The organism is Streptomyces sp. NPDC048192 (assembly GCF_043202415.1).
Classification (GTDB): Bacteria; Actinomycetota; Actinomycetes; order Streptomycetales; family Streptomycetaceae; genus Streptomyces.
On record NZ_JBIDAL010000008.1, the window covers coordinates 349202 to 361693 of the forward strand.

10 protein-coding genes are annotated in these 12492 nt (G+C 71.9%); 5 read left to right on the forward strand and 5 right to left on the reverse strand.

All coding sequences use genetic code 11. The features are described from left to right. Position 1 precedes the first annotated feature (1 nt). From pgsB to ACGFZN_RS19520, 4 genes are read left to right on the forward strand one after another with little or no spacing between them, the layout of a single operon-like run. A complete protein-coding gene (pgsB, locus tag ACGFZN_RS19505; protein ID WP_393859704.1) occupies positions 2-1633 on the forward strand; it encodes a poly-gamma-glutamate synthase PgsB in 1632 nt (543 codons plus the stop codon). Continuing rightward, positions 1630-2112, forward strand: coding sequence for a poly-gamma-glutamate biosynthesis protein PgsC/CapC (locus tag ACGFZN_RS19510; RefSeq protein ID WP_330337246.1), 483 nt, complete (start codon positions 1630-1632; stop codon positions 2110-2112). Before pgsB ends, ACGFZN_RS19510 begins: the two co-directional genes overlap by 4 nt. 36 nt (positions 2113-2148) lie before the next feature. Then, positions 2149-3201: an NlpC/P60 family protein gene (locus ACGFZN_RS19515; protein ID WP_393859705.1), complete on the forward strand. Its 1053-nt coding sequence runs from the start codon at positions 2149-2151 to the stop codon at positions 3199-3201. Between the two features lie 47 nt (positions 3202-3248). Continuing rightward, positions 3249-4265, forward strand: a complete 1017-nt coding sequence (locus tag ACGFZN_RS19520; protein WP_393859706.1) for a hypothetical protein — start codon at positions 3249-3251, stop codon at positions 4263-4265. Positions 4266-4333: 68 nt separating this feature from the next. Here ACGFZN_RS19520 and ACGFZN_RS19525 read toward each other — a convergent pair whose 3' ends face one another. From ACGFZN_RS19525 to ACGFZN_RS19545, 5 genes are all read right to left on the reverse strand, one after another. Further along, positions 4334-6463, reverse strand: a complete 2130-nt coding sequence (locus tag ACGFZN_RS19525; RefSeq protein WP_393859707.1) for a 3-hydroxyacyl-CoA dehydrogenase NAD-binding domain-containing protein — start codon at positions 6461-6463, stop codon at positions 4334-4336. Next, entirely contained in the window at positions 6460-7677 is a 1218-nt protein-coding gene (locus tag ACGFZN_RS19530) for a thiolase family protein (protein WP_393859708.1), read from the reverse strand. Before ACGFZN_RS19530 ends, ACGFZN_RS19525 begins: the two co-directional genes overlap by 4 nt. A gap of 272 nt (positions 7678-7949) precedes the next feature. Continuing rightward, positions 7950-9236: a ribonuclease D gene (locus ACGFZN_RS19535; protein WP_393859709.1), complete on the reverse strand. Its 1287-nt coding sequence runs from the start codon at positions 9234-9236 to the stop codon at positions 7950-7952. A gap of 428 nt (positions 9237-9664) precedes the next feature. Next, a complete protein-coding gene (locus ACGFZN_RS19540; RefSeq protein ID WP_023545949.1) occupies positions 9665-10321 on the reverse strand; it encodes a response regulator transcription factor in 657 nt (218 codons plus the stop codon). Between the two features lie 281 nt (positions 10322-10602). After that, a complete protein-coding gene (locus ACGFZN_RS19545) occupies positions 10603-11280 on the reverse strand; it encodes a DUF3000 domain-containing protein (protein ID WP_393859710.1) in 678 nt (225 codons plus the stop codon). Between the two features lie 170 nt (positions 11281-11450). Between ACGFZN_RS19545 and hemE the strand changes: the two genes are divergently transcribed. Next, the gene (hemE, locus tag ACGFZN_RS19550; RefSeq protein ID WP_393859813.1) at positions 11451-12491 is read left to right on the forward strand and encodes a uroporphyrinogen decarboxylase; all 1041 of its coding nucleotides are present in this window, start codon (positions 11451-11453) and stop codon (positions 12489-12491) included. The last annotated feature ends 1 nt before the right edge of the window (position 12492 follow it).

Consider the following 12492-nt stretch of genomic DNA (forward strand, 5'->3'; position numbering starts at 1 on the left):
CGTGCTCTTCCTCTACACCGTGCTGCTGGTCTGCTGCGCGATACTGCTCGCCGCGGGCGTCATCGAGCAGCGGCGGCACTTCACCAACCTGGACCACATCCCCACCCGGGTCCTGGTCAACGGCATCCGCGGCAAGTCCTCCATCACCCGGCTGTGCGCGGGCGCCCTGCGCGGCGGCGGCCTCACCACCGTCGCCAAGACCACCGGCACCGCCGCCCGGTTCATCCACCCGGACGCCACCGAGGAGCCGGTCTACCGCAAGTTCGGCATCGCCAACGTGGTCGAGCAGATCGGCATCGTGCGCCGGGCCGCCGCCTACCAGCCGGACGCGCTGGTCATCGAGTGCATGGCCGTCATGCCCGCGCTGCAGGAGATCAACCAGTCCAAGCTGATCCGCTCCACCATCGGCGTGCTGTGCAACGTCCGCGAGGACCACCTCGCCGAGATGGGCCCCACCCTCGACGACGTGGCCCGCTCGCTGTGCCGCTCGATGCCCGAGGACGGCATCTGCGTCACCGCCGAGAAGGATCGCTTCCACATCCTCCAGGAGGAGGCGGACGCCCGGAACTGCAAGCTGATCTACGCCGACCCGGAGACGGTGACCGACGAGGAGCTGCGCGGGTTCAGCTGGTTCACCTTCAAGGAGAACGTGGCCATCGCGCTCACCGTCGCCGAACTCCTCGGCGTGGACCGCGCCACGGCCCTGCAGGGCATGTACGACGCCCCGCCGGACCCCGGAGTGCTCTCCGTCGAGCGCTATCTGACGCACGACGGCAAGAAGCTGCGCTTCGCCAACGTCTTCGCGGCCAACGACCCCGAGTCGACGCTGATGAACATCAACCAGCTGCTCGACCTCGGCGCCATCCACCGCCCCCTCAACGTGGTCATCAACTGCCGTCCCGACCGCGTCGAACGCAACGGTCAGATGGGCGAGATCATCCCCGACCTCGACCCCGAGCGCGTCTTCGTCATCGGCCACCCGGCCAAGTCCGCCATCGACGCGATCCCCGCCGAGTTCCGCTCGCGCGCCGTCGACCTCGGCGGCGACCGGCGCGACGCCGAGGAGTTCATGGCGAAGATGCTGGACATGCTCGGCCCCGACTCGTCGATGGTCGCGATCGGCAACATCCACGGGCAGGGCGAGATCCTGCTGGAGCACCTGGCCGAACTGCCGCCGGACGAGAGCGCCGACGAGCCGCCGCCCGCCGCCACGGCACCGGCCCGCCGGACCGAGCACGCGCCCGACGGGACCGACTCCTCGGAGACCATGCAGCTCTACGCGCCCCGCATCGACCCCTACCAGCACTACTCGGAGGCGTACGAGTCGCGCTACGCCCCGCACCAGCAGCCGCACGTCCCCCGGCTGCCGGCCCAGCGCGACGCCACCCGCCCCCACCGGCACGAGGAGCCGGGGCACGGGACGGGAGACGAGCGGGCGCGGTCGTACGGCGCCTGGACCGAGCCCCAGCAGCACCCGGCAGGCCCGCCCGCCCCCGCCGGACCGCAGGCGCCCGCCGACCGCGGCCGGGCGGACGAACCGGACCGGTCCCGCGGCCTGTTCGAACCCCGCCTCCCGCCCCAGCCTTCCGCCGACGACAGCCAGCAGTGGCACAGCCCAGGAGAACAGCGTTGATCCCCTCCGTCCTCACCCCCGAGATCGCCGCGATCGGCATCGGCCTGGGCCTGATGTTCTCGCTCATGTGCTACCTGACGACCAACCTGTCGCCGGGCGGCATGATCACTCCGGGCTGGCTCGCGCTCACGCTCATCGAGGACCTCCAGCGGGCCGCGCTCGTCGTCGGCGTGACCGTGCTGACGTACCTCGCCACGCTGCTCATGCAGAAGTACGTGATCCTCTACGGCAAGCGGCTGTTCGCGGCCGTCGTGCTCAGCGGCGTGCTCATCCAGGCCACGGTGATCATCGTGCTGCAGATGGAGTTCCCGCTGCTGTACGCCAACCAGACGCTCGGCTTCATCGTGCCGGGCCTGGTCGGCTACCAGCTGGTCCGCCAGCCCAAGGGCGCGACCCTGCTGTCCGTCGGCACGGTCACCCTCGCCACCTACGTGGTGCTGACCGCCGGCATCCTGCTCGGCGCCATGCCGTCCGCCTGAACCGCCCGTATCCGACGCCTCACTGGAGCCCCCACCATGCCGAAGCGCAAAGGCAGCCCCGTCGTCCACGCGGTGACGGTCCTGGCGCTGCTCGCGGGCAGCGCCTACTTCACCTATGAACTGCGCAAGGACGAGCAGGCGAAGCTCCCGGCCGCCCAGACCATCACCGAGAACCTGCACAGCTCCGGCGGCGCGACCGGCAAGCAGACCTGGGAACGGCTGAACAACCCGGCCCGCTCGGTGCTGCGCGACGGCAAGGGCGCGGTCGTCGCCACCTTCACCGACGGCGCCCGCACCGCCACCCTCAAGGGCCCGACCCGCACCTTCAGCGAACCGTCCAACACCAGCACCAAGCTGGTCACCGACGACTGGGTGCGCCTGATGCCGGAGCCGTGGACCAAGGGCGCCGAGAAGCAGCAGTGGTTCAAGGACTGGTTCAAGCAGTACTACGGCAGCGAGGAGGACGACATCTTCGCGTTCGCCTTCCAGTACATCGTGGGCGCGCCGGTCAAGAAGGACGACCAGGGCATCCAGTACGCCGGCCACGCCTACTACGGCCCGCTGAAGTCCGACGGCGTCGACCGCTACGAACAGACCGACTTCTACGACTACCTGGGCATCCCGTACACCTTCCGGGACGGCGTCACCAAGTACCCGCAGCAGGACCGGCTGCGGTCCGTGGACTGCTCCGGTTATCTGCGCCTGGTCTACGGCTACCGGGCCCGCTACCCGCTGATGTCCGACAACGACCACGGCGACGGGCTGCCCCGCACCGCCGACGGCATGGCCCGCGGCAAGGAGGGCGTGGACATCATCAAGCTCCAGGGCCCGAGCCCGTGGTACACCCGGCCGCAGAACATCGACGTGCTCCAGCCCGGTGATCTGCTGTTCTTCAAGATGGACCACCGCACCGGCAACCACATGGACCACTCCGCGATCTACCTCGGCCCGGACACCGAGGGCCACAAGCTCTTCATCTCCAGCCGCAAGGAGCAGAACGGGCCGACCATCGGCGACCAGGGAGGTGTCTCGCGCCTCGACGGAAACGGCTTCTACGCCAAGCTGTTCCGCAGCGCCAAGCGGCTGTGAGCATCCCGGGCGCGGCCCGCGCGGGCCGCACGGAATAGGGTGATCCGGTGAACGGCGACTGGCTTCTGCGCGGCCGCGACGGCCGGCTCAGTGTCTACCAGCTGTCGGGCGACGCCGTCCTGTGCCGGGCGGAACGCGAACCCGGCGGCCCCTGGACGACCCCGCGCAGGGTCGGCGGCGACCAGAGGCTGCACCCCGTCCTGGCGGTCGGCCAGGGCGCCGACGGCTACGCCCACCTGGTCTCCTGGCGGCCCACCGTCAAGGGGGAGTCGGGGCTCGTCCACTCCACCCACTTCCGGCCGCGGCTGGCCGCCCTGGACTGGAGCCCGGTAGGCCATCCGCGGAAGAAGGGCGACCGCACGGGCACGCCCGCGGTCGCCGTCGACGCCGAGGGCCGTGCGCACGTCTTCGTGCCCGACGGGCAGGGCGGGGTGCGGCTGCTCGCCCAGAAGGAGAAGGGCGGCTGGGAGGCCTGGCGGGACCTGGAGGGGGAGGGCGTCCGGGACGGGCTGGCCGCGGTGACGGGGGAGTCCGGCAGGGTCGAGCTGTACGCGGCCGCCTCCGACGGGATCCTCCACTGGCGCCAGGAGAAGCCGGGCGCCGAACCGGTCCTGACGCAGCACCTGCGGACCCCGGTGCGGCCGGGCACCCTCCACGCCCTGGCCACCTCGTCCGAGTGCACGACCCTCTACTACACCGACACCTCCGGCGGCCTGTGCGCCTGGCGCCCCGGCGACGAGCCGGCCGTCCTGCTGCCCGCGGCCGGCTCCGGCCCGGTCTCGGCGGTCCGCTGCGACCTCGACGGCCACGACTGCACCCTGCTCGCCCAGCGTTCGGCGAGCGGCCGCGTCGCCTTCGCCGCGTATCCGACGGAAGAGGAGCCGGCGGGCGCCTGGTGGACGGAGTCGGGCCCGCGGCTGCCCGTGGACGCGGCCGTGTCCCTCGCCACGGACGCCGACGGCCGGGTGGCCGCGGCAACGTTGTCGCCGTCGACCGGCCAGCTCCTGCTGACCCGCCGCAAGGACGAGCCCGGACTGGCGCTGGAGGCGTGGCGGCAGGTCTGAGCACGCACAAGGTCTGAGCACGCAAAGGGGCCCCCGCCGCGGCGGGGGCCCCTGCTGCTGTCAGGCCGTCACGCCGGAACCGACGCCACGCCCGGCTGAAGGAACGTCTTGCCGTTCACGCGCTCCGAGACGCCCTCGCGGTCCAGGTACGGCGTGACGCCGCCCAGGTGGAAGGGCCAGCCGGCACCGGTGATCAGGCACAGGTCGATGTCCTGGGCCTCGGCGACGACGCCCTCGTCGAGCATGAGCCCGATCTCCTGCGCCACCGCGTCGAGGACACGGGCGCGCACCTGCTCCTCGGTCAGCACGACATCGCCCTGCTTGAGCAGCGCGGCGACCTCCGGGTCCAGCTCCGGCTTGCCGCTGTCGTAGACGTAGAAGCCGCGCTTGCCCGCCTCCACGACCGCCTTGAGGTTCGGGGAGACCTTGAAGCGGTCCGGGAAGGCCCCGTGCAGGGTCTCCGAGACGTGCAGACCGATCGCCGGGCCGACCAGCTCCAGCAGCACCAGCGGGGACATCGGCAGACCGAGCGGCTCGATGGCCTTCTCGGCGACCTCGACCGGGGTGCCCTCGTCGATGACGTTCTGGATCTCGCCCATGAAGCGGGTCAGGATGCGGTTCACGACGAACGCCGGGGCGTCCTTGACCAGCACCGCGGTCTTCTTCAGCTTCTTGGCGACGGCGAAGGCCGTGGCCAGGGAGGCGTCGTCGGTCTTCTCGCCGCGGACGATCTCCAGCAGCGGCAGCACCGCGACCGGGTTGAAGAAGTGGAAGCCGACGACCCGCTCGGGGTGCTTCAGCTTCGACGCCATCTCGGAGACGGACAGCGAGGAGGTGTTGGTGGCGAGGATCGCGTGCGCCGGGGCGACCGCCTCGACCTCCGCGAACACCTTCTGCTTGACGCCCATCTCCTCGAAGACGGCCTCGATGACGAAGTCGGCGTCCGCGAAGCCCTCGGCCTTGTCCAGGACACCGGTGACCAGGGCCTTGAGGCGGTTGGCCTTGTCCTGGTTGATCCGGCCCTTGCCGAGCAGCTTGTCGATCTCGGCGTGGACGTAGCCCACGCCCTTGTCGATGCGCTCCTGGTCGATGTCGGTCAGCACGACCGGCACCTCCAGGCGGCGCAGGAACAGCAGGGCCAGCTGCGAGGCCATCAGACCGGCGCCGACCACGCCGACCTTGGTGACCGGGCGGGCGAGGTTCTTGTCCGGGGCGCCGGCGGGACGCTTGCCGCGCTTCTGCACGAGGTTGAACGCGTAGATGCCGGCGCGCAGTTCGCCGCTCATGATCAGGTCAGCGAGGGCCTGGTCCTCGGCGTCGTAGCCCTGCTGCAGGTCGCCGTTCTTGGCGGCCGCGATGATGTCCAGGGCCCGGTAGGCGGCCGGGGCCGCGCCGTGCACCTTGGAGTCCGCGATGAAGCGGCCCTTGGCGACGGCCTGGTCCCAGGCCTCGCCGCGGTCGATCACCGGACGCTCGACCTGGACGTCGCCCTTGAGGACCTGCGCGGTCCAGATCAGCGACTGCTCCAGGAAGTCGGCGCCCTCGAAGAGCGCGTCGGCGATGCCGAGCTCGAAGACCTGCTTGCCCTTGAGCTGCTTGTTCTGGTTCAGCGAGTTCTCGATGATGACCGAGACGGCCTTGTCGGCGCCGATCAGGTTCGGCAGCAGGGTGCAGCCGCCCCAGCCGGGGACCAGGCCGAGGAAGACCTCGGGGAGCGAGAACGCCGGGACGGACTTGGACACCGTGCGGTAGGTGCAGTGCAGACCGACCTCGACACCGCCGCCCATCGCCGCGCCGTTGTAGTAGGCGAAGGTCGGCACGGCCAGCGCGGACAGACGCTTGAAGACGTCGTGGCCGCCCTTGCCGATGGCGAGCGCGTGCTCGCGCTCCTTGAGGATCTCCACGCCCTTGAGGTCGGCGCCGACCGCGAAGATGAACGGCTTGCCGGTGATGCCGACGCCGACGATCTCGCCGTCCGCCGCCTCCTTCTCGACCTGGTCGATCGCGGCGTTGAGGTTCGCCAGCGAGCCGGGGCCGAAGGTGGTCGGCTTGGTGTGGTCGAAGCCGTTGTCCAGCGTGATCAGCGCGAACCGGCCCGCGCCGAACGGCAGGTCGAAGTGGCGTACGTGCGCGCTGGTGACGACCTCGTCGGGGAACTGCTCGGAGGCCTGCTTCAGAAGCTCGGCGGTGGTGCTCACTTGTCCCCCTCGAAGTGCGGGTTCTCCCAGATGACCGTCGCGCCCATGCCGAAGCCGACGCACATGGTGGTCAGGCCGTAGCGGACCTGCGGCTGCTCCTCGAACTGGCGGGCCAGCTGCGTCATCAGCCGGACGCCGGAGGAGGCCAGCGGGTGGCCGAAGGCGATGGCGCCGCCGTACTGGTTGACGCGCTCGTCGTCGTCCGCGATGCCGTAGTGGTCGAGGAAGGCCAGCACCTGCACGGCGAAGGCCTCGTTGATCTCGAACAGGCCGATGTCGGAGATCGACAGGCCCGCCTTGGCGAGGGCCTTCTCGGTCGCCGGGATCGGGCCGTAGCCCATGACCTCCGGCTCCACGCCCGCGAAGGCGTAGGAGACGAGCCGCATCTTCACCGGCAGGCCGTGCTCGCGGGCGAAGTCCTCGGAAGCGATGATCGAGGCGGTGGCGCCGTCGTTCAGACCGGCCGCGTTGCCGGCGGTGACCCGGCCGTGCACGCGGAACGGCGTCTTGAGGTTCGCCAGGTTCTCCAGCGTGGTGCCCGGCCGCATCGGCTCGTCCTGCGTCACCAGACCCCAGCCGGTCTCGCCGGCCTCCGGGTTGGTGCGGCGCACCGAGATCGGCACCAGGTCCTGCTGGATCTTGCCGTTGGCGTACGCCTTGGCGGCCTTCTCCTGCGAGCGCACCGCGTACTCGTCGGCGCGCAGCTTGGTGATGTGCGGGTAGCGGTCGTGCAGGTTCTCCGCGGTCATGCCCATGAACAGGGCCGACTCGTCGACCAGCTTCTCGCTCACGAACCGCGGGTTGGGGTCCACGCCCTCGCCCATCGGGTGGCGGCCCATGTGCTCGACGCCGCCGGCGATGACGGCGTCGTAGGCGCCGAAGGCGATGGAGCCGGCGGTGGTCGTCACGGCGGTCAGGGCGCCGGCGCACATGCGGTCGATGGAGTAGCCGGGCACCGACTGCGGCAGACCGGCGAGGATGCCGGCCGTACGGCCGAGGGTGAGGCCCTGGTCGCCGATCTGCGTGGTGGCCGCGATGGCGACCTCGTCGATCTTCTTCGGGTCCAGACCGGGGTTGCGGCGCAGCAGCTCCCGGATCGCCTTCACGACGAGGTCGTCGGCGCGGGTCTCGTGGTAGATGCCCTTCGGGCCCGCCTTGCCGAACGGGGTGCGGACGCCGTCGACGAAGACGACGTCCCTGACGGTACGAGGCACGATGGCTCTCCTCCAGGGTGCGGGGTGGCACTACTGCTGCGCGGCACGCTGAGCGCGCGCTCAGAACACATGCTACTTACGAGTAACGTAACTGCCCAGTCCCCTCGCCGCGAGCGGCGAACGTCACACCCGCCGGGACGGCGGACGGAAGGAGGGCCCGCCCGCCGGGTACGGCCCTCCGCGACGGCGTCCGCGTCCCGTTCCCCTTCGTGCCGGCCCAGGATCTTGGCGCGATCTCGACGGGCCCGCCCCGCGGGGCGGCCGGGTGGCGCTCAGGCGCGGGCGGTCAGCGCGCGCACCAGCACGGGCGTGACGAGCTCCACCTGCCACGGCCGCGCGCCGTACCCGGCCAGCGCGGACTCCACGGACTGGGCGTCGACGACCTGCGGCGGCTCCCAGCAGATCCGCCGCACGGTGTCCGGGGACACCAGGTTCTCCTGGGGCAGGCCGAGCTGCTCGGCGAGCGCCGTCACCCCGGTCCGGGCCGCGGTCAGCCGGGCCGCGGCGGCGGGGTCCTTGTCGGCCCAGGCGCGCGGCGGCGGCGGACCGGTCACGGGCTGCCCCGGCTGCGGCAGCGCGGAGTCCGGCAGGGCCCTGGCCCGGTCGACCGCCGCCTGCCACTGCTCCAGCTGACGCCGCCCCATCCGGTGCCCGAAGCCGTTCAGCTGGGACAGGGCGTGCACGTTGGCCGGCAGCGCCAGCGCGGCCTCGACGATGGCCGCGTCACTGAGCACCTTGCCCGGCGACACGTCCCTGCGCTGCGCGATCCGGTCCCGCGTCTCCCACAGCTCCCGTACGACGCCGAGCTGCCGGCGCCTGCGCACCTTGTGCATCCCGGACGTGCGGCGCCACGGGTCCTTGCGGGGCTCGGCCGGGGGCGCGCCCGCGATCGCGTCGAACTCCTGCAGGGCCCACTCCAGCTTGCCCTGCCGGTCCAGCTCCTTCTCCAGGGCGTCCCGCAGGTCGATCAGCAGCTCGACGTCCAGGGCGGCGTAGCGCAGCCACGGCTCGGGGAGCGGCCGGGTCGACCAGTCGACGGCGGAGTGGCCCTTCTCCAGCACGAAGCCCAGCACGTTCTCCACCATGGCGCCGAGGCCCACCCGCGGGAACCCGGCGAGCCGCCCGGCCAGCTCGGTGTCGAAGAGCCGGGTCGGGACCATGCCTATCTCGCGCAGGCAGGGCAGGTCCTGGGTGGCGGCGTGCAGGTCCCACTCGGCGCCGGACAGGACCGTGCCGAGAGCGGACAGGTCGGGACAGGCCACCGGGTCGATCAGCGCGGTGCCGGCGCCCTCGCGGCGCAGCTGCACCAGGTAGGCGCGCTGGCCGTAGCGGTAGCCGGAGGCGCGCTCGGCGTCGACGGCGACGGGGCCGGAGCCCGCGGCGAACGCGGCGACCACGTCGGCGAGGCCGGCCGGGTCGGCGATGACGGGGGGAATGCCCTCACGCGGCTCGAGCAGCGGTGTCGGCGCCCCCGTCACAGAAGATCCTGCGGCGTCCGGAGGGGTGCCTCCGGTGATGCGCGGGGAGCAGTCTGCTGCGGTGTCTTGGGCGTCGGTCACCTGTCAAGAGTATCCGTGTGTCGACGGCGCCCGTCGACGGAACGTTCCGCCGACGGGCGCGGGAGGGTCGTAAACCAGTCACGCCGGTGAAAGCCGCGGTTCACACGGGTGAACCGCGCACCGCCCCCCGGCCTCGCGGCCGGTTCGGCGGAGGGGTGGCTGGTGGGACCGGTTCCGGGGGCCCGGTGTCGGGATTCGGGCCGGTCCGGGGACCGGTTCGACGGTGGGTGCGGTGTCGGGTCGCGGGCGGGTCCTGCGGCCGGCTCGGGGTCGGCTCAGGGACCGGTGCGCGGTGGGTCCGGTGTCGGGCGCGGGCCGGTTCTGCGGCCGGTTCCGCGGAGGTCTGGTGATCGGGTCGGGGGCGGTTCGGGGATCTGGCCGGCGGGCGCTCGGTGCGTGGTCCGGCGGTCGTGCCGGTGTGCGGTGGCTCAGTGGATGATGCCGGTGCGCAGGGCCACGGCCACCATGCCGGCGCGGTCGCCCGTGCCCAGCTTGCGGGCGATGCGGGCGAGGTGGCTCTTGACGGTCAGGGCGGACAGGCCCATGGAGACGCCGATCGCCTTGTTCGACTGCCCCTCCGCGACCAGCCGCAGCACCTCGACCTCGCGTCCGGACAGCTCGCGGTAGCCGCCCGGGTGGCTCGGGGCACCCGGGGGGCGGCGGTGCATACGGGCGGCGCCGAGGGGAGCGGCGCCCGGCCGGGTGGGCAGGCCGATGTTGGTGCGGGTGCCCGTGACGACGTAGCCCTTGACGCCGCCGGCCAGCGCGTTGCGCACCGCGCCGATGTCGTCGGCGGCGGACAGCGCCAGCCCGTTGGGCCAGCCCGCGGCGCGGGTCTCGGACAGCAGGGTCAGGCCGGAGCCGTCCGGCAGGTGGACGTCGGCGACGCAGATGTCGCGGGGGTTGCCGATGCGGGGACGAGCCTCCGCGATGGACGAGGCTTCGATGACATCGCGCACGCCGAGCGCCCACAGATGGCGGGTGACGGTGGAGCGCACGCGCGGGTCGGCCACGACCACCATGGCGGTCGGCTTGTTCGGGCGGTAGGCGACCAGGCTTGCGGGCTGCTCGAGGAGAACGGACACCAGGCCTCCTGGGTGGGGGGACGGGGCCGGCTTGTGGGGATGAAGCCGGGACGAACCGTGCTTTCAAGGTCACAGTCGTCTTCGGCAGCAAACTCGTCCGCCTTTAGGGAATGATCACGATCTAGTGAGTAACAATCCGTGCAATTCGGACACGCGATCGATCATCCGAAGATCGAGTCGGTTCGCGTGGATGCGATTCGGGGTCGGAAAGTGGCCGTATCGACAAAGAGATGGTCAATAAGCCGCCCATGCGGATGAAGGTCGCCCGTCCGGCGGCTGCGTCACCGGGGCTGCGGACCCCTGCGCTGCGGCAGCGTGACCACCGAGGCGTCGCCCGGACCGGCCGGCGGCAGCCCCGCGACCTGCGCCAGCAGATCGCACCACGAGGCCAGGTGCGAGGCCGTGTCCGGCACCCCGCCGAGCCCCTCGCGCGGCGTCCAGGACGCCCGGATCTCGATCTGCGAGGCCGGCGGCCGCTCGCCCAGACCGCCGAAGTAGTGCGAGCTCGCCCGGGTGATCGTGCCGCTCGGCTCGCCGTAGCCGAGCCCGCGCGCCTGCAGCGCCCCCGTCAGCCACGACCAGCACACCTCGGGCAGCAGCGGATCGGCCGCCATCTCCGGCTCCAGCTCGGCGCGCACCAGCGTCACCAGCCGGAACGTGCCGCGCCAGGCGTCGTGGCCCGCCGGGTCGTGCAGCAGCACCAGCCGTCCGTCCGCCAGCTCCTGCTCGCCGTCCACGACCACGGCCTCCAGCGCGTACGCGTACGGGGCGAGCCGCTGCGGGGCGGGCGTGGGCTCCACCTCGACCTGCGGCCGCAGCCGGCAGCCGCGCAGGGAGTCGACCGCGGCACGGAAAGCCGGCGGCCCCGGAGATCCGGAACGCCGGTCCGCCTCCTCGGTGTCCTTCATGTCGTCCATTCCGTCAGCGCTGTCCGACATTCGTCCGTGAGCCGCAGCCATGCGGGGAAGAGTAAGGGGAACGGAGCCTTCGTGCAGGGCAAGACACATACGCGGCCCAGGCAGTAGCACCCGGCGGGGGCGGCGGAAGGCCCGGCCGGCGCTCCCCCGCACACCCGGCGGGTCCCGCCGCGGCGGCATGCGAAACTTGCCCCGTGACCGCCAACAGCAGCATGCAGCCGACAGCAACGTACGACAGCGCCTTCCTCAAAGCCTGCAGGCGCGAGCCCGTGCCGCACACCCCCGTGTGGTTCATGCGCCAGGCCGGCCGCTCCCTGCCCGAGTACCGCAAGGTGCGCGAGGGAGTGCCGATGCTGGAGTCCTGCACGCGGCCCGAGCTGGTCACCGAGATCACCCTGCAGCCGGTGCGCCGGCACCACGTGGACGCGGCGATCTACTACAGCGACATCGTCGTGCCCCTGAAGGCCATCGGCCTCGGCCTCGACATCAAGCCCGGCGTCGGCCCGGTCGTCGACGAGCCCATCCGCACCCGCGCCGACCTGGCCCGGCTGCGCGACCTGACCCCCGAGGACGTCCCGTACGTCACCGAGGCGGTCGGCATGCTGACCCGGGAACTCGGCGCGACCCCGCTGATCGGTTTCGCGGGCGCGCCGTTCACCCTCGCGAGTTACCTGGTCGAGGGAGGTCCGTCCCGCACGTACGAGAACGCCAAGGCGATGATGTACGGCGACCCGGAGCTGTGGGCCGACCTGCTGGACCGGCTCGCCGACATCACGGCCGCCTTCCTGAAGGTGCAGATCGAGGCCGGCGCCAGCGCGGTCCAGGTGTTCGACTCCTGGGTCGGCGCCCTCGCCCCGGCGGACTACCGGCGCTCGGTCATGCCGGCGTCCGCGAAGGTCTTCGACGCCGTCGCCGGCTACGGCGTGCCCCGCATCCACTTCGGCGTCGGCACCGGCGAGCTGCTGCAGCTCATGGGCGAGGCCGGCGCGGACGTCGTCGGCGTCGACTGGCGCGTCCCGCTGGACGAGGCGCAGCGCCGCGTCGGCCCCGGCAAGGCGCTCCAGGGCAACCTGGACCCGACGGTGCTGTTCACCGACAAGGACACCGTCGAGGCCCGGACCCGCGAGGTGCTGGACGCGGCCGCCGGCCTGGAGGGCCACGTCTTCAACCTCGGCCACGGCGTGCCGCCGAACACCGACCCGGACGCGCTGACCCGGCTCGCGGAGTACGTGCACACCGCGACCGCGCGCTGAC

What these genes read in the sequence shown, in the direction of transcription:
- ACGFZN_RS19515 (WP_393859705.1), top strand. Translation starts at nt 2,149, where the DNA reads ATGCCGAAGCGCAAAGGCAGCCCCGTCGTCCACGCGGTGACGGTCCTG.
- hemE (WP_393859813.1), top strand. Translation starts at nt 11,451, where the DNA reads ATGCAGCCGACAGCAACGTACGACAGCGCCTTCCTCAAAGCCTGCAGG.
- ACGFZN_RS19545 (WP_393859710.1), bottom strand. Translation starts at nt 11,280, where the DNA reads ATGGCTGCGGCTCACGGACGAATGTCGGACAGCGCTGACGGAATGGAC.